General features: G+C 60.9%; 18 protein-coding genes. 7 read left to right on the top strand and 11 right to left on the bottom strand.

The genetic code is table 11. From position 1 onward, the window contains the following. Positions 1-3: 3 nt before the first annotated feature. Complete coding sequence (locus AB4O40_RS02230) at positions 4-1,155, top strand: acyl-CoA dehydrogenase family protein (protein ID WP_056724589.1); 1,152 nt, start codon at positions 4-6, stop codon at positions 1,153-1,155. Between the two features lie 92 nt (positions 1,156-1,247). Here AB4O40_RS02230 and AB4O40_RS02225 read toward each other — a convergent pair whose 3' ends face one another. The 6 genes from AB4O40_RS02225 to AB4O40_RS02200 form a co-directional block, all read right to left on the bottom strand. Further along, positions 1,248-2,021 carry an enoyl-CoA hydratase gene (locus AB4O40_RS02225; RefSeq protein WP_056724587.1) on the bottom strand — a complete coding sequence of 258 codons (774 nt, stop codon included), beginning with the start codon at positions 2,019-2,021 and terminating at the stop codon, positions 1,248-1,250. A 14-nt stretch (positions 2,022-2,035) separates the two neighbouring features. Beyond that, entirely contained in the window at positions 2,036-3,163 is a 1,128-nt protein-coding gene (locus tag AB4O40_RS02220; protein WP_056724585.1) for an acyl-CoA dehydrogenase, read from the bottom strand. 131 nt (positions 3,164-3,294) lie between these two features. Next, positions 3,295-4,488 (bottom strand): acetyl-CoA C-acyltransferase, encoded by a 1,194-nt coding sequence (locus tag AB4O40_RS02215; protein ID WP_056724584.1) that lies wholly within the window; start codon positions 4,486-4,488, stop codon positions 3,295-3,297. A 12-nt stretch (positions 4,489-4,500) separates the two neighbouring features. Further along, a complete protein-coding gene (locus AB4O40_RS02210; RefSeq protein ID WP_056724582.1) occupies positions 4,501-5,262 on the bottom strand; it encodes an SDR family NAD(P)-dependent oxidoreductase in 762 nt (253 codons plus the stop codon). A gap of 16 nt (positions 5,263-5,278) precedes the next feature. Beyond that, positions 5,279-6,943, bottom strand: a complete 1,665-nt coding sequence (locus AB4O40_RS02205; protein WP_460056363.1) for an AMP-binding protein — start codon at positions 6,941-6,943, stop codon at positions 5,279-5,281. A gap of 137 nt (positions 6,944-7,080) precedes the next feature. Beyond that, positions 7,081-8,004 (bottom strand): carbon-nitrogen hydrolase family protein, encoded by a 924-nt coding sequence (locus AB4O40_RS02200; RefSeq protein ID WP_056724578.1) that lies wholly within the window; start codon positions 8,002-8,004, stop codon positions 7,081-7,083. Positions 8,005-8,088: 84 nt separating this feature from the next. On the opposite strand from AB4O40_RS02200, the gene AB4O40_RS02195 reads away from it, so the two are divergent. Next, positions 8,089-8,997 (top strand): LysR family transcriptional regulator, encoded by a 909-nt coding sequence (locus AB4O40_RS02195; protein ID WP_056725102.1) that lies wholly within the window; start codon positions 8,089-8,091, stop codon positions 8,995-8,997. Between the two features lie 9 nt (positions 8,998-9,006). Here AB4O40_RS02195 and AB4O40_RS02190 read toward each other — a convergent pair whose 3' ends face one another. Then, positions 9,007-9,261 (bottom strand): hypothetical protein, encoded by a 255-nt coding sequence (locus AB4O40_RS02190; protein ID WP_007970091.1) that lies wholly within the window; start codon positions 9,259-9,261, stop codon positions 9,007-9,009. A 164-nt stretch (positions 9,262-9,425) separates the two neighbouring features. Between AB4O40_RS02190 and AB4O40_RS02185 the strand changes: the two genes are divergently transcribed. Continuing rightward, the gene (locus tag AB4O40_RS02185) at positions 9,426-9,743 is read left to right on the top strand and encodes an ElaB/YgaM/YqjD family protein (protein ID WP_056724576.1); all 318 of its coding nucleotides are present in this window, start codon (positions 9,426-9,428) and stop codon (positions 9,741-9,743) included. 69 nt (positions 9,744-9,812) lie between these two features. Here the strand turns inward: AB4O40_RS02185 and AB4O40_RS02180 are convergent, their stop codons facing one another. Next, a complete protein-coding gene (locus AB4O40_RS02180; RefSeq protein WP_223540933.1) occupies positions 9,813-10,853 on the bottom strand; it encodes an Ldh family oxidoreductase in 1,041 nt (346 codons plus the stop codon). A 234-nt stretch (positions 10,854-11,087) separates the two neighbouring features. Here AB4O40_RS02180 and AB4O40_RS02175 point away from each other — a divergent pair, with 234 nt between their 5' ends. Further along, positions 11,088-15,920 (top strand): dermonecrotic toxin domain-containing protein, encoded by a 4,833-nt coding sequence (locus tag AB4O40_RS02175; RefSeq protein WP_460056369.1) that lies wholly within the window; start codon positions 11,088-11,090, stop codon positions 15,918-15,920. A 213-nt stretch (positions 15,921-16,133) separates the two neighbouring features. Further along, positions 16,134-17,135, top strand: coding sequence for a FecR family protein (locus AB4O40_RS02170; protein ID WP_056724569.1), 1,002 nt, complete (start codon positions 16,134-16,136; stop codon positions 17,133-17,135). 58 nt (positions 17,136-17,193) lie between these two features. Here AB4O40_RS02170 and pvdQ read toward each other — a convergent pair whose 3' ends face one another. Continuing rightward, positions 17,194-19,542 carry a bifunctional acylase PvdQ gene (gene pvdQ, locus AB4O40_RS02165; protein WP_460056372.1) on the bottom strand — a complete coding sequence of 783 codons (2,349 nt, stop codon included), beginning with the start codon at positions 19,540-19,542 and terminating at the stop codon, positions 17,194-17,196. Between the two features lie 249 nt (positions 19,543-19,791). Between pvdQ and AB4O40_RS02160 the strand changes: the two genes are divergently transcribed. Continuing rightward, complete coding sequence (locus AB4O40_RS02160; RefSeq protein WP_056724565.1) at positions 19,792-20,163, top strand: hypothetical protein; 372 nt, start codon at positions 19,792-19,794, stop codon at positions 20,161-20,163. Between the two features lie 8 nt (positions 20,164-20,171). On the opposite strand, the gene AB4O40_RS02155 is transcribed toward AB4O40_RS02160, so the two are convergent. Then, on the bottom strand, positions 20,172-20,360 hold the full coding sequence (locus tag AB4O40_RS02155) for a hypothetical protein (RefSeq protein ID WP_056724563.1): 189 nt from the start codon (positions 20,358-20,360) through the stop codon (positions 20,172-20,174). 254 nt (positions 20,361-20,614) lie between these two features. Continuing rightward, a complete protein-coding gene (locus tag AB4O40_RS02150; RefSeq protein WP_056724560.1) occupies positions 20,615-21,541 on the bottom strand; it encodes a LysR family transcriptional regulator in 927 nt (308 codons plus the stop codon). 117 nt (positions 21,542-21,658) lie between these two features. On the opposite strand from AB4O40_RS02150, the gene AB4O40_RS02145 reads away from it, so the two are divergent. After that, entirely contained in the window at positions 21,659-22,654 is a 996-nt protein-coding gene (locus tag AB4O40_RS02145) for an aldo/keto reductase (RefSeq protein WP_223540928.1), read from the top strand. Positions 22,655-22,676: the final 22 nt, after the last annotated feature.

The raw sequence follows: 22,676 nt of genomic DNA, 5'->3' as shown, positions 1-22,676 counted from the left end.
ACCATGCACGATATCGAATTGAGCGAAGAGCAAGTCATGATCCGCGACATGGCCCGGGATTTTGCCCGCGGCGAAATCGCACCCCATGCCCAGGCCTGGGAAAAGGCCGGCTGGATCGATGACGGTCTGGTGGCGAAGATGGGCGAACTGGGCCTGCTGGGCATGGTGGTCCCCGAAGAATGGGGTGGCACCTATGTCGACTACGTGGCCTACGCACTGGCGGTGGAAGAGATTTCCGCCGGCGACGGTGCTACCGGCGCCTTCATGAGCATCCACAACTCCGTGGGCTGCGGGCCGGTGATGAACTACGGCAGCGAAGAACAGAAACAGACCTGGCTGGCGGACCTTGCCAGCGGGAAGGTCATCGGCTGCTTTTGCCTGACCGAACCCCAGGCCGGTTCCGAGGCGCACAACCTGCGCACCCGCGCTGAACTGCGCGACGGCCAGTGGGTGATCAACGGCGCCAAGCAGTTCGTCAGCAACGGCAAACGCGCCAAGCTGGCGATTGTGTTTGCCGTGACCGATCCGGACCTGGGCAAACGTGGCATCTCGGCGTTCCTGGTACCGACTGACACTGCCGGTTTTATCGTTGATCGCACTGAACACAAGATGGGCATCCGGGCGTCCGACACCTGCGCGGTGACCCTGAACAACTGCACCATCCCCGAAGCCAATCTGCTGGGCGAACGCGGCAAGGGCCTGGCCATCGCCTTGTCCAACCTCGAAGGCGGCCGCATCGGCATCGCCGCCCAGGCGCTGGGCATCGCCCGCGCGGCGTTCGAAGCGGCACTGGCTTATTCCCGTGATCGTGTGCAGTTTGGCAAGACGATCAACGAGCACCAGAGCATCGCCAATTTGCTGGCCGACATGCACATGCAGTTGAACGCCGCTCGACTGCTGATCCTGCACGCCGCACGCCTGCGCACGGCCGGCAAACCCTGCCTGTCGGAGGCATCACAAGCCAAGCTGTTTGCCTCGGAAATGGCGGAAAAGGTCTGCTCGTCCGCCATTCAGATTCATGGCGGCTATGGCTATCTGGAAGACTATCCGGTGGAGAAGTACTACCGGGATGCGCGGATTACGCAGATCTACGAAGGGTCGAGCGAGATTCAGCGGATGGTGATTGCCCGCGAACTGAAAAACTACCTGGTGTAAAAGCAAAAGATCGCAGCCTTCGGCAGCTCCTACAGAGTTTTGCATACACCTGTAGGAGCTGCCGAAGGCTGCGATCTTTTGATGCAACCCTATTACTTGCCTTGGAACTCAGCCTCACGCTTGGCAATAAACGCCGCCATCCCTTCCTTCTGATCCTGCGTCGCAAACGCCGCATGGAACACCCGGCGCTCAAAGCGCACGCCTTCGGCCAGGCTCACTTCAAAGGCACGGTTGACACTTTCCTTGACCATCATCGCAATCGGCAACGACTTTTTGGCGATCAGCGCCGCGACTTTCAGCGCTTCGTCCAGCAGCTCATCACTCGGCACGATCCGCGCCACAATCCCGCAACGCTCCGCTTCCACGGCATCGATCAGACGACCGCTCAGGCACATTTCCATGGCCTTGGCCTTGCCCACCGCACGGGTCAGGCGCTGGGTGCCGCCCATGCCCGGCAACACACCGAGGTTGATTTCCGGCTGACCGAACCGGGCGTTGTCGCCGGCCAGAATGAAGTCGCACATCAATGCCAGCTCACAGCCGCCGCCCAAAGCAAAACCGTTGACCGCCGCGATGATCGGCTTGCGGCGGTTGGCCACGCGATCGCTGTCGCTGAACAGGTCGTCGATGTAGATCTGCGGATAGGTCAGCTCGGCCATTTCCTTGATGTCGGCACCGGCGGCGAAGGCTTTTTTTGAACCGGTCAGGACGATGCAGCCGATGTTCGAGTCCGCCTCGAAGCCATCGAGGGCCTGGTTCAGTTCGCTGACGATCTGCGCGTTCAACGCGTTCAGCGCCTGTGGACGGTTGAGGGTGATCAGGCCAACGCGGCCGTGGGTTTCCAGCAAAATCGTTTCGTAGTTCACAGATTCTCTCCTTCTTATAAATTGCGCGAAATGACCATGCGCTGAATATCGCTGGTGCCTTCGTAGATCTGGCAGACCCGCACGTCGCGGTAGATCCGCTCCAGCGGGAAATCGTTGAGGTAACCGTAACCGCCCAGGGTTTGCAGCGCCGAGGAGCATACCTTCTCGGCCATTTCCGAGGCGAACAGTTTGGCCATCGACGCTTCGACCAGGGCCGGTTTGCCGCTGTCGCGCAGGGCGGCGGCGTAGTGAACCATTTGCCGCGCCACGGCGATCTGGGTCGCCATGTCCGCCAGGCGAAAGGCCACGGCCTGGTGCTCGATGATCGGCTTGCCGAAGCTCTGGCGCTCACGGGCGTAGTCGCGCGCCGCTTCGAAGGCGGCACGGGCCATGCCCACCGATTGCGAAGCGATGCCGACGCGACCGCCTTCAAGGTTGGCCAGGGCAATCCTGTAGCCTTCGCCCTCCTCGCCCAAACGGTTGGCCACCGGCACCTTCACGTCTTCGAAGAGGATCTGGCAGGTGTCGGACGCATGCTGGCCGAGCTTGTCTTCGACCCGCGCAACGGTGTAGCCCGGCGAATCGGTCGGCACGATAAAAGCGCTGATGCCGCGTTTGCCCGCGCTCGGATCGGTCACCGCAAACACGATCACCACCCCGGCATTCTGCCCGGAGGTGATGAACTGCTTGCAGCCGTTGAGCACATAGTGATCGCCTTCCAGGCGCGCACGGGTTTTCAGGCCGCTGGCGTCGGAACCGGCCTGGGGTTCGGTCAGGGCGAAAGCGCCGAGCATCGCACCGCTGGCCAGCGGTTTGAGGAAGCGTTCTTTCTGCTCATCGGTGCCGTAGTTGAGGATCGGCACACAGCCCACGGAGTTGTGCACGCTCATGATGGTCGAACAGGCACCATCGCCGGCGGCGATTTCTTCCAGCGCCATGGCGTAGGCCAGGTAACCGGTATCGCATCCGCCCCACTGCTCCGGCACCAGCATGCCGAAGAAGCCCAGCCCGGCCATCTCGCCGATGGCTTCCTTGGGAAAGCGATGCTCACGGTCCCACTCGGCGGCGAACGGTTTGAGCCGTTCCTGGGCAAAATCCCGGGCCATGTCGCGGATTTGTTGTTGGTCGTCATTGGGGATCATGCCAAGTCCTTAAAAATAAATTGCCCCCTGTAGGAGCTGGCGAAGCCTGCGATCTTTTGATTTTTGGCAGTCTTGAAATCGCTAAAAAATCAAGGTCAAAAGATCGCAGCCTGCGGCAGCTCCTACAGGTCTTAATACAGGCATTCCACGGCCATGGCCGTCGCTTCACCGCCGCCGATACAAATCGCCGCAACGCCGCGTTTCAGGCCTTTCTGGCGCAGGGCCGAAAGCAGGGTCACCAGAATCCGCGCACCGGAAGCCCCGATCGGGTGACCGAGGGCGCAAGCGCCGCCGTGCACATTGAGCTTCTCGTGGGGGATCTCCAGATGAGTCATCGCGGCCATGCCGACCACGGCGAAGGCTTCGTTGACTTCCACCAGATCGACGTCATTGAGCGACCAGCCGGTTTTCTTCATCAATTTCTTGATTGCACCGATTGGCGCCACCGGGAACAGGCCCGGGGTGTCGGCGAACGCAGCGTGGCCATGAATCACCGCCAGCGGCTTCAGGCCTTGCTTCTGTGCCTGGGACTGGCGCATCAGCACCAATGCCGCCGCACCGTCGGAGATCGAACTGGAGTTGGCCGCCGTCACTGTACCGCCTTCGCGGAACGCCGGTTTCAACGAAGCGATCTTGTCCAGCCGGGCTTTTGGCGGCTGCTCGTCATTGCTGATCACCACCTGCTCTTTGCCGACCATCACCGTCAGCGGGACGATTTCATCCTTGAAGCTGCCGTCCTTGATCGCCTGCTGCGCGCGGGTGGTCGAGGCAATGGCGAAGGCGTCCTGGGCTTCACGGCTGAAGCTGTTGGTTTCGGCGCACTCTTCGGCGAAAGTTCCCATCAGGCGGCCTTTGTCGTAGGCGTCTTCGAGGCCGTCGAGGAACATCGAGTCCTGCACCCGGCCATGGCCCATGCGGTAGCCGGCACGGGCGCGGTCCAGCAGGTAAGGCGCGTTGGACATGCTTTCCATGCCACCGGCGACCACCACATCGGCACTGCCCGCCACCAGCATGTCATGGGCCAGGATCGCCGCTTCCATGCCGGAACCGCACATCTTGTTCAGGGTGGTGCAGCGAGTCGATTTATCCAGCCCCGCACCCAGCGCCGCCTGACGCGCAGGGGCCTGGCCAAGGCCGGCCGGCAGTACGCAACCGAACAACACCTCGTCGACGGCATCACTGGCAACACCGGCACGTTCGACGGCGGCCTTGATGGCGGCCGCACCGAGTTGCGGCGCGGTCAGGCTTTTCAGCTCGCCCTGGAAACCGCCCATCGGGGTGCGGACGGCGCTGACGATAACAATTGGATCGTTGGACATTGTCATGACAAATCCTCCTTACTTGGCGGCCATGCGCAAGGCTCCGTCGAGACGGATCACCTCGCCATTGAGCATGCTGTTTTCAATAATATGCTTGACCAGCCCGGCATACTCGCCCGGTTTGCCCAAGCGCGGCGGGAATGGCACGCCAGCGGCCAGGGAATCACGGACTTCCTGGGTCATGCCGGCCATCATCGGCGTCTCGAAAATGCCGGGGGCGATCGTCATGACACGGATGCCGAAACGCGCCAGTTCACGGGCCGCCGGCAAGGTCAGGCTGACAATCGCACCCTTGGACGCCGAGTAGGCCGCCTGGCCGATCTGGCCGTCGTAAGCAGCCGCAGACGCGGTGTTGATGATCACGCCGCGCTCGCCGTCGGCATCCGCTTCGGTCTCGGCAATCGCCGCTGCCGCAAGGCGCAGCATATTGAAGCTGCCGATCAGGTTGACGTTGATCACCTGGCTGAAACTGGACAGCGCATGCGGGCCGTTTTTGCCGAGGATCTTCTCCCCGCGCACGATACCGGCGCAGTTGACCAGGCCGTTGAGGCCACCGAAGGCTTTGACCGTGGCTTGAACCGCTGCTTCGGCCGCCGCTTCGTTGCTGATGTCGGCGACAACACTCTGCGCACCAAGGCGCTGGGCCTGGGCCGCAACGGCTTCGGCGTTCATGTCCACCAGCATCACTTTCGCGCCAGCGGCGACCAGCACCTCGGCCGTCGCTGCACCGAGGCCGGAAGCGCCACCGGTAACGATAAAAATCTTGTTCTCGATCTGCATCATTGTTTCCCTGGATTCAAGCTGGAAGGTTCTTCGCCGCAGCCTCTTGAGCCTTGGCGATTTCCTGGTTGCGCAAGATAAAGCGCTGCAATTTGCCGCTTGGGGTTTTCGGCAATTCGCTGACAAATTCGATTTCGCGGGGGTACGAGTGCGTCGCCAGACGCTTGCGCACGTGCTGGCGCAGCTCTTCGGCCAGCTCGGGGGCGGCGCGGTATTGCGCGCTGAGCACGACGAACGCCTTGACCAGTTCGGTGCGCTCCGGATCGGGCTTGCCGACCACGGCGGCCTCGACCACGGCCGGGTGTTCGATCAGCGCACTTTCCACGTCGAACGGGCCAACCCGGTAGCCGGAGGTGGTGATCACGTCATCACTGCGACCGACGAAGCTGATGCTGCCGTCCGGGTTCCACTCGACGGTGTCGCCACTCAGGTAATAGTTGCCGACAAAGGCCTTGGTCGGCCCGCCTTCGTAGCCGGCGAACCAGCACATCGGCGATTGGCTGCGGTCGATCGCCAGGATGCCCGGCTGCCCGATACCCAGCTCCTTGTACTGGTCGTCCAGTACCACGATGCGGTGGCCCGGCGAGGCAAAACCGGCGGCGCCCATGTGAATCGGGTGCTCAAGGCCGTGGTGGTTGCACAGCACCATGCCCAGTTCGGTCTGGCCGTAGTGGTCGTGGATGACCACGTCGAGGTTGTCGGCGAACCAGCGGATCACTTCCGGGTTCAGCGGCTCGCCGGCGCTGCTGACGATACGCAGCTTGCCCTTGATCGACTTGGCGAATTCATCGCCGCCGGCAATCAGCAAGCGATAGGCCGTCGGCGAGCCCGTGAGGTTGCTGATCCCGTACTTGTTGATGACCCGGCAGGTGCTTTCGAGGGTGAACGGGCCATCGTAAAAGGTGATCGGATGGCCCATGGACATCGGCCCCGTGACACCGAAATAAATGCCGTAGGCCCAACCCGGGTCGGCGACGTTCCAGAAGGCGTCTTCCGGGCGCAGATCCACCGCGTCGCGGGTGTAGCTCTGGAATGCAACGATGGCCTTGAGCGGCACCGACAACGCTTTCGACGGGCCGGTGGTGCCCGAGGTGAACATCAGCAGGAACGGATCTTCGCCGGTCAGCAGCACCGGTTCACAGTCGGCGGAGTAGTTGGCCAGTTCGGCCCAGAAACTGAAATCGCCATGCACCAGGCCCTGCCCTTTGGCACCGGTGACGGTCACGATGGTCGGGCAATCGGCGACTTCGGCGAGTTTCGGCCGGTTCACTGCATCGGTCACCACCACTTTGGCGCCAGAGCAGCCCAGGCGGTGCTCGATGGCCTTGGGGCCGAATGCGGTAAACAGCGGTTGATACACCGCACCAATGCGCCAGGTGGCGAACACGGTGATCAACAGTTCGATATTGCGCGGCAACAGGCCGGCGACCTTGTCGCCTTTCTTCACGCCCTGGGCCAGCAGGTAGTTGGCGAAACGCGCGGCCTTGTCCTGCAAGTCGGTGAAGGTGTACGTCGCACCGGTGCCGTCGCGTCCTTCCCAGAACAGCGCGATGCGACCCGGCAAGGCATGCCGGTCACAGCATTCGACACAGGCGTTGAGGGCCGTCAGATCGCCCGCGAGCGCGGCATCGACGGTGTGCTGATAATTGAACTGAGAAGTAGCAGACAAGTAATCGCGCATTGCCAGAATCCCACTGTGTTTTTTATTAGGTTGGGGGGAACCGTAATCAACAGGGAAATACTCGCTCTGCGCGGGTTACCGGGCAATGGTCAAAGTTATCAAGTTGTCTGACTGCTTTGGCCAAAGCCCGCAGGTCATCAGGAAGTGAAGCGCACCCCGGGTTTGGCCCGCTCGTCCACGGTCAGCTCGAACACATCCGGCCGGGCGTAGTGGCCGACCACGTCGTAGTCGTAGCGGGCGCGTACCAGGTCGTCGGTGTCGATCTGTGCGGTGAGTAGCCCGGCACTGTCGCGCAACGGTCCGGCAAGAATGTCGCCCATGGGGCCTACGATTACACTGCCACCGGCAATCAACGGCCGATCCGCCGGCCAGTTGGCGATATCCAGGCCCAAGGCCTGGGGCGATGCCTGGATCTGGCAGGCGCTGACCACGAAGCAGCGCCCTTCATGGGCAATGTGGCGCATGCTGACCTGCCACATATCCCGCTCGTCCACGGTGGGCGCGCACCACACCTCCACACCCTTGGCGTACATCGCCGTGCGCAGCAGCGGCATCATGTTTTCCCAACACACCAGCGCCCCCACGCGCCCGACCTGGCTGTCGATCACCGGCAAGGTCGAGCCATCGCCCTTGCCCCAGATCAGCCGCTCGGTGCCGGTGGGCATCAGCTTGCGGTGTTTGGCCACCAGCCCGGCCTGCGGATCGAAGTACAGCGCGGTGCAGTACAAGGTGCTGCCGGCGCGCTCGATCACGCCGATCACCAGATTGGCTGCGGTGCGTGCGGACAGCGCCGCCAGCGCCTCGGTTTCCACGCCGGGTACATCAATGGCATTGGCAAAATAGCGGGCAAAGGCTTCGCGCCCTTGCGGCAGGCGATAGCCCAATTGCGTACCAAAGCCCTCGCCCTTGGGATAACCGCCCAGCAGCGCTTCCGGCATCACCACCAACCCGGCGCCGGATTCGATGATTGCGTTTTCATAGGACAGGATCTGTTCCAGGGTTTCAGCCTTGCCGCCGGGCAAGGCGCCGATCTGCAGCGCCGCAACGATTGATTTGGGCATCTTGGAAACTCCATTCGCATCAGGTGTTGCTCATTCTCCGGCGCCAGGCAATCATCAATAAAGACCGATTCAATGCTGAATGATATGAACCAAATGAATATCACCGACGTCGACCTCAACCTGCTCAAAGTCTTCGAGGCGCTGCACGAAGAGTCCAGCGCCAGCCGTGCCGCCTTGCGCCTGGGCGTGACGCAATCGGCCGTCAGCGCGGCCTTGCGTCGCTTGCGCGAGCTGTATGGCGATCAGCTATTCGTACGCACCGGACGCGGCCTGGCCCCCTCGCTCAAGGCCAATCAGCTCAAACCGGTGGTCAGCGATGCCCTGAACAAATGCCGGCAGAGCCTGGCGATGGTCGACCCGGCTGCGCAACAGTACGAAGGTCGTTCGGTCACCGTGGGAATGTCGGATGATTTCGAGATTGCCTACGGCCGGCGGCTGATCGAAGAGATCGCCCGTAGTGCACCGAAACTGCGGCTGATTTTCCGCCAGACCCACAGCCAGATCGTCGCCCAGGCGTTGATGGAGCGCAGCATTGACCTGGCGATTAGCGCGGGCGGGTTTGCCGAGCGGCTGCTCAGCCGTCAGGTGCTGGGGGAAGGTGGTTATCTGTGCCTGGCGGACCCGTCGAGCCTGGTCGAGGGTCAGCAGAGCATCGGTCTTGAGGAGTTTGTGGCACGCGAACACATTCTGGTGTCGTCCGGCGGTTTTATCGGGATTACCGACGAGGGTTTGGCGGCGCTGGGGCTCAGTCGACGGGTGTGCGCCTCGACCACGCATTTTGCCGCGTTGCCCCATTTGCTCAAAGGCAGCCGGGCGGTGGCGACCATTCCGGCCCATGCCGCCCAAAGCATCGCTACGCTCTGCGGGCTGGCGCTGCTGCCCTGCCCCCTGGCCTTGCCGCGCTACCCGATCGAACTGGGCTGGCGGACCAGCACCCAGCTCGACCCGGTGCTATTGAAAGTGCGCGAGGCGATCGTCGCGAGCTTCGCCTGACGACCGATGTTATTTGTTGGCCGCCATCAGGCGATTGACTTCACTGCGCACCATGTTGGCGTATTCCGGTGGCGACATGCCATCCAACTCGGCGCGCACCCATTCGGCCCACTTGCCTTTGCGCTTGGCCCGTTCGCCGAACAACCGCGCGGCCTCACCCTTGGCCTTGCCCAGGTTGTTTTGCCAGAGTTCGAACAGACGGGATTTCTCGTCTTCAAGCGCAGCGCGCTCGGCGAGGGGTTTGTCGGCCAGATTGAAGCTCATGGGAATTTCCTGCTGCGTAAAATAGGCGACATCTTACACTGTAGGACGAAAGGTCCTGCGCCGGTTTTTCAGCAAGATGACCTCCCCGGGCAAAATAGCTGCAACTTTTCCGACGACGGCAGACTCCATTGTTCACTGTCCACTTACCTGCAAGGAGTACTTCAATGGCCCGCAAAACCGCCGCGCAAGCCGCCGAAGATCAAATCAAGGATCAAGCCTTCAGCGAACTTCAAACGCTGATCGAAGAATCGGAAAAACTGCTGAAAAGCAGCGCCTCGCTGGTCGGGGAAGAAGCGGAGACCCTTCGTGGACAGATCGCCCTGAAACTCCAGCAGGCCAGGGATTCGGTGAGCAGCGTGCGCGAGCGCACCCTGCCCGCGGTCGAGGCCACTGAAACCTATATCGGCGGGCATCCATGGCAAACCGTGGCGATTTCCGCCGGGTTTGGTTTGGTGGTGGGATTGTTGTTGGGGCGTCGATAAACACTGGCAAACACTGAACCCTGTGGGAGCGGGCTTGCTCCCACAGGGGGTTGCGGCGTATCTAAAGGATCACTCCCCCGCCAATTCCCGAAGATTCGCCAGCGTCCGGGCATCCAGTTCAATGCCATTGACCTGCGACTTCGCGCGCTGATGATGACGCCGATCCCCCGGCAAACGCTTCAGGCCGACCCCGTGCATTTGCCGCACCAGTTCCTGGCTGCGCTCGGCAAAACTCTGCCCCGCCGCTTTGCCCGGATCGATCACGATAAGCAATTGGCCAGTCCAGGGTGTCTTGGCGCCAGGGTGGTTCTTCCAGTCGAACTCGAAGGAAAAATTGCCGCCGGTCAGTGCCGCCGCGAGCAACTCAACCATCATCGACAACGCCGAGCCCTTGTGCCCGCCGAAAGGCAGCAACGCACCGCCGTCGAGAATCGCCTTCGGGTCCGTGGTCGGCTGGCCGAGGCTGTCCACGCCCATCCCTTCCGGCAAGCGCTCACCCTCGCGGGCGGCAATTTGCACATCGCCGTGGGCAATGGCGCTGGTGGCCAGGTCGAAGACAATCGGCGAGCCATCGGCCCGCGGCGCAGCGAAGGCAATCGGGTTGGTGCCGAACAGCGGCCGGTCGGCACCGTGGGGTACCACGCAGGTCATGCTGTTGACCACGCTCAATGCCACCAGGCCTTCATCGGCGAAGGGTTCGACATCCGGCCACAAGGCCGCGAAATGGTGTGAGTTACGGATCGCCAGCGCCGCGATGCCGGCACTTCGGGCCTTTTGCACCAGTAGTTCGCGTGCCGCCGCCAGGGCCGGTTGCGCAAAACCGTTGTTGGCGTCGACCCGCACAAACCCAGAAGCCACATCTTCGACCACCGGAACCGCCTGGCCATTGACCCAGCCGCTTTGCAGCGTCGAAACATAACCTGGAATCCGGAATACCCCGTGACTGTGCGCGCCGTCGCGTTCGGCCCCGGCGCAGTTTTGCGCCAGCACCCGGGCAACGTCGGCCGAGGTGCCGTGACGCAAAAAAATCTTCTCCAGCAAAGCGCTCAGCGCATCGAATGAAAGGTGGGACGGGACAGCGGTAGAGGCGTGATCGTGTGGCGCAGACATCTGAAGCTCCAGACTGATTATTGGAGGGAACAACAGCGTACAAAGACCCGCCGATTAACAACGCGCGGCGAGCGACCTGTCAACCTTTCGCTCTGGGTCGATCAGAGATATCCCTCTCACGAATGCCCAGGCCCCGTGCGTTATCTATTTACCACCCGTGCCAGCGCACCGGCTTTTAGTGTCGAAGCTCAATCCACAGGCGCCTGTGAGTGGCACCTTGAACGAGACTCGACGATGTCTACACCCGTAACTCCGCTGTTTTTCCCCGAGGCGCTGACATTGCGCGGACGCTGGAAAGAACTTGGCAAAACCCATGGACTGACGCAAAAGGACTTCGAATGGTTCAGCCATATCGAACTGGCCACCCAGGCACTGCGCGATAAGCAGACGCCGCCCATGCTGGTGAAGAACGTGCTGCTGAAAATCCCGGGGCTGGAGCCCGTGGTGCTGGCCGGCAGCTTTGTGTTGACCGCGACACCCGATGACAATGGCCTGATTCTCTACACCCCGTACGCCGGGATAAAAAAGTTCGCCAACCGTACGGCCCTGACCGACCATCTGGTGACGCAACTCAAGGCCGCCAGTGAAGACGACGACCTGCTGGCCTTCATGGCGGTGTCTCAACGCAAGGCCGTGGTGGACGCCGGCGAAATCGTGTTGGACTTTCAACCCATCGACGACGACGTGTTCGAAGACCAGCGCAAGACCCTCTCCACCCATCAGCAACTCAACGACCAGGCCCTGCTCGACGAATTGAAAGTGCTGCCGTCCCTGACCTCGCTGCTCGACACATTGCTGAATCAGAAGCTGGCGGCGTCCTTTCCCGGTCTGGATCAGAGCCAGACCCAAGTGAACTTCTACCAGGCAACAACGCCAGAGAATGCTGACGAAAGCCATCCGGCGCGACGCTGGGTCAACTCCCTTTCCTTGAGTGAGGCCGTCCTCCTGCATTATCGCCATCAGCTTTGGCCGGCCGGACAGTCCCACGAATTTTTGCATCCGGAAAAGTCCCCGGCAAACGCCGACCAGCCACTGTGGGAAGCCGCAGTCACGACAATCTCGCGCCAACTGATCAGCCTGCTGGTCGGGCAGCTCGAAGGCTTCTGGGCTGCACCGAGCGCCGACGGCGCATCCCGTCGAGAGTTCTTCGGCCAGGCCATCGCCGATCAGGCGCGAGTGCAACTGCTGCTCAAGCGCGAAGCCGAGATCATCACCCCGGAGCAAAGCCAGGATTTGCACGCGTTGATCTCTACGGCCAGCCGGACGAACCAGGCAATGACGGTCGAAACCGTTCGCCTGTGGGAGTACAAGGCCAATTATGTGGAGCTGGCCGGCTCACTGATGGTCAGCACCGGCAATGCGTTTCTCTACACGCCCACCGCAGGCCTGCAGGTACTCAAGGACTATAAGGACTTGTGCGATACGGTGCGCAGCAAGTTCAGCGCTGCCGGTCACGAGGATGAACTCTATGGCCTGCTGAGCCTGGACGAGCGTCAGCGTTTCATTGGCTTTGACCAGCCGAATGTGACCGGGGAAGCAATTTCCGGCGAGATCTTCCCCAAGCTCTTCGACGGGATCATCGGCAAGCAACGGCAGAACATGCAATATGCCCTGCAGGTGTTCCGTCACAGTGACGGCACCGTGGACATCCACGCCCTGTTCGACAAAGCGCTGGATATCCGCTCGATGATCAACGAGCGCCTGCTGACGCTGGCTACCGACGGGCGCTGGAGCACGCGGCCCGTGCTATCCGGTGATCAGCATCCCTCCACGGTGCTGGCCCACACGGCGGCCACTTTCGCCAAGTCCTTCAACGACATCGAGACACCGTTCAAGACGGATTTCGCAGCACAACCGGTCGCTGCTCTGGCCCTGCAACGGGTCTATCTGGAAAACATGAAACCCCGCCTGGCCCATGCACTATCCGTTGGCCTGCGTGGCGAGGCCAATATGCGAGTGCTCGGCGCGACACTGCGGGATGCGGATCGGGCCATTGTCGAAACGGTATTCAATCCGGACCGGGCCGACCGGCAGAACCGTCCGGCCCTCAACGGCTTCCGACCCGATGCCTACTCATTGACACTGGAGTGCTCCGGTCAGCGCGATGTCCTGCCCCTGGCCCATTGTCTGCTTTTGACCGAGCGTGGCGGACTCGACCCCTCGCATTCCGGCCGGACAATCCTTTGGACACCCGCCGAGGGCCTGGAAGTCTTTGACAACATCAGTCGCGCAAGGCTGGAGCTGAACAGACGCCTGCTCGAACCGCAACAACGCCTGGCGCTGCTGGAAAACCTGACCCCGGCCCAACGCTTCCTTCACCAACGCTACTCACTGGGACCGTTGCGGCTGATCGAAGGGTCTGTATTGGAACGGGTCGCGCAATCATCCATCGAGCACTTTCTGGCTCGCTGCGAACACGTACGCATTTTCAAGCTGAGCGACACAAAGCGCAAAAAAGCCCTTAAAGACCTGACCACAACGGTGCTTGACACCAACCTGCAACGAGCCAGGTCGATTGCCCTGGCGATCGGCCAGCAGCAATCCCTGCCCGCCTGGCTGGGAATGGCTCCGCTGCAAGACCTGCGACTGCACCTTGAACTGCTGGAGCAATACCGCAACAGCGTTGTTGAGGACAAAGACTATTTGCACGGGATCAAACCCCTCAAGTCGTATGTGCATGAAACACTGAAATCGTTGCTCGCCGACCGCTTCCCGGCAACAACACTGGACCCCGACAAAATTCAAATCACCCCGGACCTGGCGTTGGTCGGCCCTGCCCGGAGCCTCACCGAGTTCGCCTTGCACCACGTCAACATTACGCAAGGCACCGGGTTCAAGGTCGGGTCGGCAACCACGCAAACCCTGCCCGCGGGGCTGGACCAGGCGGCTGTTCGCCAGTTGCTGCTATTACTGAAAATTGCGCAGAACTACGCCAAACATGTCACCGACAACTTGTCGAACAATGCGGCGGACGTGGAACAACGGATCCTGCGCTTCGTCAAGCAACTGCCCTGGCAATTGCTGCAACACGCACACGAACTGAAACTGCAGCAACGGCTGTCCGACAGCGCTTTCGATTTGCTTCGACAAGTATTCGACATGCCGGACGCCATCGCCCGGGCTACCGTAGAAGGTGCGCACGCCATTGCCCGACCACTGGAACTGATCAAGACAACCGGTGCCGCCGCCGTCAAGGCACTGGGCCTGTACCTGATCGGTCCCGGCGAAGGCAAGGCAGGCCCGCAAATCCTCTATGCCCCTTACCACCCCAGTGGCTCACCGTTCGTTGAGTTCGACAATGAGGCCAGCGTTGTCGCGGCGCTCAACACACCGGGGCCATTGCAGGAGATGCTGCTTCGTCGCCTGCCGACCAGTCAGCAAACAGTGTTTCGCAACCTGCTCAAATCCACCGTTGGCCAGTCGAGCGAAATCACCCTGGCGTCCAGCCCCATCAATGGCAACCTGCTGACCCACTTGTTCCATGACAACACCAGGCTGCTGGAGAAGATGCTCGGCAGCCAGGCAAACGCAACCGCTCAGTCTGACTGGGAGGCTGTCAAACATCTGTTCAGCTCCGGCATAGAGCGCATTTCAGGCCTGCTGCCGGGCAAACTCGCGTATGTGCAGTTTCTTTGGAGGGCCTACAAGGACGCCAAAAACTCAGCCGAAGCCCTACAGGACCATCACTGGACGACCGCCTTGCGCGAGTTTATTGCCGGCGCGGCACAAATCGTGTCATTGGGCCGCTTGTCGCTTGAAGGGTGGGCCGAAAGCGCCCAGGCAACCAGCGAAGCCGCTGCTCAACCGGCCGTCCCCGCCGTGATCGCGCAACCCTGGTCGCAAGTCCGGTCGACAGCGCAACTGCGTACCCGGCTGCGACGGTTCGAAACCACCACCGAACTCAAGGACCTGACGAAAAGCAGCACCGACGGCACCTATCTGGAAGCGGGCAGCAAGAAAACCTTCGCCGCCATTGCCGGCAAAGTGTACGGCGTGAACAAGACCGGAGCGGTCTGGCGAATGGTCAAAGGCGAGCAAGAAGGCCCGGTGTTGCTGGCTACACCCGGCAAGCAACTGGTCATCGACCCGGATGCCCACACAGTTCACTTCGGCAAAGCCGTCTCGAAAATGCGCAATCAGTATGTCAACGCCTATGTTGCCAGGGAGGTGCTGAACATCGAGGCCCGGGGAATGGAGGAAATCCGCGCAAGACATCCCGAAAAAGCCCGCATGATCGTGCAGGCCATCGACATGGCTCGCTATTACGCGTTCAACAGCCTGCACAACCTGGTGCAACTCAGGGAACTCGTCCCGGGCACACGGCTCGATACCTTCCTCAAACAGTTCTTTGATGTTGACCTGATCGACAAAGCACTGCTCGACAAAATCAGGCAGGCCGTCGTTCCCATTTGCAACGCGCTGGTCGATCCCGATGAAGACTGGATGAACTCGCAACGTTTTATCGTGGGTTCAAGCCGGGACCCGGAGGACAACCTTGTCGCGTTTGTCGTGGACAAGGATCAACAGCGCAATGTGCATTTCACGGAAAACTTCTTCGATCAACAACTGGACTGGTACAAATCCAGCCTGACTCAGCCCTTCGATGTCGACGGCCACAGTCAGGCCGCGACCCTGATACACGAGTTCGCTCATTTGTTTTCAGGGGCCGTGGACATCGCCTACCTTGAGGCCAGGCTACCGTTCAGCGATCTGGTCGCGTCGGTCACCGGCTATGGCGCAGCAAAGAAACAGTCTCAAGTGGACTTCCAGCGAGAAGCCTTGTCGATGAAAACGCCAAAGGACGAACTGTTCGCACGCTGGAACAGTGGGCGGCAATTATGGGTCAACCTGGACTCCATACCGAGCACTTCCCACATCGGCAAGAAAATTCTGCAACTGACGGGCAGCGAGACCATGGCTAAGGCACGGGAAGCTTTTTTTAACGTGCGGGACTCGAAGTTCCGAACCGATGTCATTTTGCACAATGCCGACTCGGTCGCGTTTTTGATCTGCGAAATGGGCCGGCAACTGGACCCGGTACCGGTCGCTACGCCCCCTACACCCTGATCCTGGCGAAATAACGCGCAGATCCCCGGATCTGTGCGCTATCGCGGTGTTTGATTTGATCTTTTTTTACGCATCCCATGGATACTGCTACCCGAGAGCAGATGTTCCAGAGGCGAAGCGTTGAAAAAAACCACACATTGATAGTTAAATGCCATGACTGATGTTCTCGCAGACTCCCCCCAAGGTTAGAATGCAGGAAACCAGGAAGGGCCAATGACCGACCACACGATCTCGGAAGCCGAATACGACGCCATCACCGATGCCGCTGCGCATTGGTGCATGCGTCTGCACGCCAATGACTGCACCGAGCAAGAGCGCCAGGCGTTCGAGCAATGGCGCAACGCGCATCCGCTCCATGCCATCGAGTACGAAGCGATGCTGGAGATCTGGGATGTCGCTGGCGACCTGCCCCGTCCCGAGCCCGTCGTGCCGCTGGTTCGCCCCAAAGCGGAAAATCCGTGGCGCCGCCTGGCGATCGCAGCGGCGGTCTGCGCCCTGGCGTTGCCGGTGGCCGGTTATGGCGGCTGGCATCTGGGCTGGGTGCCAAACGCGTACCAGCATTTCGAAGCGACCGACAATGTTCGAACGGTCACCTTGAAAGACGGCAGCCAGGTGGAACTGAACCTGGGCAGCGAGCTGACGTACAGCAACTACAAGGATCAGCGGCAAGTCACGCTGGAAAAAGGCGAAGCCTTCTTCAGGGTCAGCCATGACACCCGTCACCCCTTCGTGGTCAAGGCCGCCGAAGGCCGGATTCGCGTGACCGGCACCCAATTCAACGTCTGGATGTATGAAGACCAGGTCAAGGTCAACCTGATCGAGGGTTCGGTACTGGTCAGCAGCAACGCCAACCTGAATGGCGACGGTTTGCACCTCAGCCCGGCGATGCAGGCCAGTTATCGCCACGGCGACTTCACCCCCCGCATCAGCCAGACCTATGACAATGACAGCTCGCTGGCCTGGCGCCAGGGCAAACTGGTGCTCGACGATCTGTCCCTGAGCGATGCGCTGCCCTTGATCAATCGCTACCTCGACAAACCGCTGATGGTGGCCGACAACAGCACCGGCTCGATCCATATCGGCGGCATCTACAACATCAACGAGATCAACGGCCTGGTGAAATCCTTGCCGCGGGTCCTGCCGGTCTACCTGACCCGCAATCAGAACGGCAATCTGGTGGTCAACGCGATTCCGCAAACCTCTCCGAAAAGCTGAAAAGGCCGCCACCCCTTGCGGGGTGCGGCCTTCAGTGTTCATGCAGAACTTCTGTTCCTTACTGCGCGGCCACCTTGGCATCCTGCCGACGGATCGTCTGCACCTGATAGTCCGGATCGGACAGGATCTGTTGCTCGGTGAAAGGCAGCACGCTCCATTGCTTTCTCGAAAAGGCCTGCGTCTGGTCCCGTGAATATTTCGACGCCGGGTCGCTGGACAACGAGAACGCCAGCAGCCCTTTGGCCTGCGGTCCGTTTTCGTCGAAGGTCACCACCTGCAGGTAACTCGTACCGCTGACCACCTCGCGCTTGCCATCGCTGCGCGGCACGCTCTGGATGGCGTTGTAGACCCCCAGTGCACCCGGTCCGCCGTGGATTGGCGTCTGTTGCCCGCCGCTGCTGACCACCTGGATATCGCCCCAACGGCTGTCGGGTTTCAGGCCTGCCGCCTTGACCTGATCGACAGATGCCCGCATCGCGTCGCGCAGTGCCTGTGCAACTGGTGGCCGTTCAACCGCCAAGCCGCGCGGGGTATGTTGTGGATCCTGCGGATCGAATGCCACGCGCCATAGGTCCGGCACTGGTTCCAAAGCCTCCATGACATTCTGGAAGTGCACAAAGCCCAGGCCGCTGCCCAGGTTGGCCTTGCGGTCCCAGGCCTTGAGGCTGGCGCACAGTGGCGCGAGGGTTTTGGCATCGGCACCGAGATCCGCCACGCAGAATTGCAGCAGGTCCGCCATCACCTGATCCGCCTGATAAACCTGATCGTCCATGACCATGCGTTGCAAGTCCGCTGCCCCGACCTTGCCGGCCTTGGCCAGCGCGCTCAAACGATCGAGGGCAAAGCGTGAACGCAGCCCCAATGGCTGGCTGTCCTGGCTGATCAACGGCGAATAGCCGGTCAGCGGTTGCGCCGGGTTGGCCAGCCATGCCGAGTCGTTGGAGTGCTGGACAAAATCCTTGCGCAGCAATTGCGGTAACTTGTCCGCTGCATAGATGCCCTGCTGTGGCGCCTGCGGGTCGATGTCCCAGGCACAGGCGCTGTTGGAGCCGTCGAGAATGATCATCTGCAAGCCAACGCGCGGATCGCTGCACTGCGCCAGCTTGTCGAGGCTGACGTTAGGCACCACCGACAGATTCATGTACAGCGTCTGCCCCTGATCGTCCGCCGCCAGGGTGTTGACCCACGGAATGCCCTGGATCTTGTGCACCGAGGCCTGGAAATCCTCGAGGCTTTCAGCGCGATTCATTGCGTACCACTGCTGCAGAACGCGGTCGTTGTCCAGATTGGCGTCACGCAGGCTGTAGGCGTACTGGTGGTCCCAATCCAGTTTTCCCGGCCATTGCACCACCGGACCGAATTTCGAGCTGTAGACCTCGTGGGGAATCGCCCGGACCTGCCCATCCGCCTGCCTGATGTTGACGGTCACGGTCTGCTTGTCCATCGGCAAGGACTGGCCGTCGAGCAGGTAACGGGTCGAATCCTTGGGGTCCAGTTGCAGGCGATACAGCGTGAAATGCCGGGAAGAATCCACGGTGTGGGTCCAGGCCAGATGTTGATTGAAACCGATGTTGATCACCGGCAGACCGGGTAACGCCGCGCCCATCACGTCCAGTTTGCCGGGTATGGTCAGGTGCATCTGATAAAAGCGCATGCCGCCCACCCACGGAAAGTGCGGATTGGCCAGCAACATGCCGCGTCCGTTGAAGGAGCGCTCGCTGCCAACCGCGACGGCATTGCTGCCCCGGTCCAGAGCGAAGCGCTGCATCCGCGTGGCGGCCACCTGGAACGCTACCTGTGCACTCGACGCCTGGGCCACTGCGTTGGGTGGCGTGGCACCGGCCAGGGCTTCGGCAAACTGGCCGACGCCACCTTCGACCAACAGGCGCCGGGTCAGCTTGACCAGATCCGAGGGGGTGATCTCGCGCACCCAATCGCCCTGACACTGCAGCGGTAAACCCTGGGCCCGACGCTCGCTCAAGGAGCGGTTGTACCCCGCCACATAGCCTTCGACCAGTTCACGCACTTCGGGGGTTTGGGCCTGCCAGAAACCGGCGACGGCTTGCGGGGTGTTCAGCCAGGTGAAAAACACATCGCTGACCAGGTTCTCCCGCTCTTCGACGGTGAACTGATCCGGCCCGAAGTACCGCGAACGTTCGCCGTTGACGGTCGTGATTTCGTTGGCCAGCAGGCACAGGTTGTCCTGGGCGTAGGCATAGCCGATGCCGTAGCCGAGCCCGCGCTCGTTGTCGGCGCGGATGTGTGGCACGCCAAAACCGGTTCGGCGGATATCCGCGCTCGTTTGCGCGGGCGTAGCGCTCGCGCTTGCCGCAAGGCTCAACCCCAGGCTCAACCCCAGAACCACACCCGCCAGGCTCAACCTGGTTAACTGGCTGGAAATAATCACGCTCGCTCCTGATCGAAAAAACGATGGCCACGGTTGCGCATATCCACGCACGCCGTGCCTCCCTGTAGGGACGAAGCTCACCACAAAAATTTAGGGATTTACTGTGCAACGACCCATGGTCTGACAGGTTGATCACGCGATGGCGACAAAATTTCTACATTCGAACCTTCATGATTCGGGCTGCTCATACGTCTAGTCCTGTAAGAGCGCCCATTTTTTTCTTGATCAGGCTCTGAAAGGAGTTTTGCAATGTACAACTCGCAACTGCCAACGGACGGTAGCAACGCGCCAAAGGGTACTTCCATGGGAGTCGGCGTATTCGAGCCGCGTACCGATCGTCACGGCAACGAGCGGATCCGGATCCTGCTCAAAAGCTTTGGCCTTCGAACCAGCCTGATCCGCCTGAAAGTCATCGACGCCCTGCTGACGGCCGCCGAAAACGACCGCAGCCTTGGCGTGCGCGGCGTGCACAGCCAATTGCTGGACCTGGATATTCCCCTGTCCTTTCTCAGCGTGCGTGAAGTGCTAAAGCGCTTGTGCAGCGAAGGCGTGATTGTCCTCAACCCCGACAAAAGCTACAGCCTGCATCCCCAGGCTGCCGCCATTTTGCGCAACCGATGATCGACTGATCAGGGCTTGACCTTGCGGCGCATCACGCCATTGATGACCACCACGACCACCGCCACGCCAATGGCGATGTACTGGAACAGTTTTTCGCTGATGACGCCGGTATTCTGCAACCAGGAAAGGCCAAACATGATCCCCAGCACCACCAGGGAGATCAGAATCGAGTATTTCAAACGTTGCGACTGAGTCATTGCGGGTTCCTGAATCTGAAATTGTATCCGGTTTGTATCGACATGCATGCCAAGCGCTTACCCGGTTTCGGGGATAAGCCGCTACAAGCGGGGTCCCATGTTACAGCCGATGAAGAGTTTTAGCTTCATTGCGGCGATAACCATGAGGGCTTTCAAATGTTGCGTCGAATCACACTGCTGATTCCCCTGCTTGCCATCCTGACCCTATGACAACCATGGCGGACCAGGTTACTACCAGCTTCGTTAACCACTACTCAATGCCCTGAATCCTTGCGGTAAAAGTCATTGCCCGGCTGGGCACACAGTTCCACCAGCCAATCGACAAACACACGCACCCGCCGGGACAACTGGCGGTGCGGCGGATAAAGCGCCGTCATCGGCATGCCCGGTGGCGGCACTTCCCTCAGTACTTCACACAAACGCCCCTCCTGCAGTTGCCGCGCCACGTGATAGTACGGCGTCTGCACCAGGCCATATCCGGCCTCGCACGCAGCCAGATAGCCATCGGCACTGTTGACCGCCACCTGCTTGGGCAGGTCGACCGACCGCACCTGGCCATCCACGACAAACTCCAGTCCATAGCGTTTGCCACTGTTACTGGAGACGTACTCGACCATCCGGTGGCCGCGCAGGTCATCCAGCGTATGGGGCGCTGCGTGCCGCTGCAGATAGTCGGGGCTGGCACAGGTTACCTGATCCAAGACCACCAGGGGCCGCGCCACCAGCGAGTCGTCCAGCGGCGAACCACCGCGCAGCACACAATCGACACCTTCGCGTATCAGGTCCACCGGGCGGTCATTCAGGCCGATTTCCAGCTCGATCAACGGATAGCGGGCGGTGAACTGCGGCAGTGCCGGAATCACAATCAGGCGCCCCACGCCCGCCGGCATATCCACCCGTAACAAGCCCTTGGGATTGTGGCGTGCGGCACTGAACACCGCTTCGGTCTCTTCCAGGTCTGCCAGCAAGCGCACGCAACGCGGGTAATAGGCCGCGCCATCGAGCGTCAGGCTGATCTGCCGCGTGGTGCGTTGCAGCAGTTGCACCCCAAGATGCGCCTCCAGTTGTTTGATCAGGATGGTGACCGAGGCCCGGGGCAATTGCAGGCTGTCGGCGGCCTTGGCAAAGCCGCCCAACTCGACGATCCGGGTAAAAACGCGCATGGCGTTGAAACGGTCCATTGCTGGCTCCACCGGCTGATTATTTAGATTTTACGAATAGTGATAGCCGTTTTAGCCGGTTTATCTTGTTTCTGTCGAGGCGAACAATGGCGATTCACTTCACAGGGAGCTGATTTCATGCACACACGTCAATTGGGAAAAAACGGTCCGCAGGTATCGGCCATCGGCCTGGGCTGCATGGGCATGACCGACTTCTACACCACCGGCACGGACACCCGCGAAGCAACGGCCACCTTGCATCGCGCGCTGGAACTGGGGGTCAACCTGCTCGATACCGCCGACATGTACGGTCCGCACACCAATGAAGAACTGATCGGCAAGGCCATCGCCGGCAAGCGTGACCAGGTGTTCCTGGCCAGCAAGTTCGGGATCGTCCGCGACCCGGCCAACCCCACTGCCCGGGGCGTCAACGGCCGGCCGGAATACATTCGCCAGTCCATCGATGGCAGCTTGAAGCGCCTGGGCGTGGACACCCTCGACCTGTATTACCAACACCGAATCGACCCGCAGGTGGCCATCGAAGAAACCGTCGGTGCCATGGCCGAACTGGTCAGTGCCGGCAAGGTGCGTTACCTGGGATTGAGCGAGGCCTCGGCGGCGACCCTGGAACGAGCGCACAAGGTTCACCCGATCAGTGCGTTGCAAAGTGAGTATTCGTTGTGGAGCCGTGATCAGGAAGAAAACGCTTGCCTGGCAACCTGCCAGCGCCTGGGCGTCGCCTTTGTGCCCTATAGCCCGTTGGGCCGAGGGTTTCTGACCGGCGCATTGAAAAGCCCGGATGATTTCGCGGCCGACGATTATCGTCGTTTCAGCCCGCGCTTCCAGGGCGAAAACTTCGCGAAAAACCTGCTGCTGGTGCAACAGGTACAAGCGCTGGCGGCAGAAAAAGGCGTGACGGCGGGCCAACTGGCGCTGGCGTGGGTGCTGGCCCAGGGTGACTACCTGATTCCGATTCCGGGCACCAAGCAACGTAAATACCTGGAAGAAAACGTGGCCGCACTGGAGGTGACGCTGAGTGGCGAAGAACTGCACGCGCTGGAAGCGATCTTTGCGGCCAATGCCACCGCAGGCCTGCGTTATCCGGAAGAAGTCATGAAACTGCTCGACCGCTAAGGGTTGCCGGCCCGTTCGATGA

The sequence above is a fragment of the Pseudomonas sp. S2_F07 genome (genome assembly GCF_054668325.1).
This window is presented reverse-complemented; position numbering and strand designations above follow the sequence as displayed.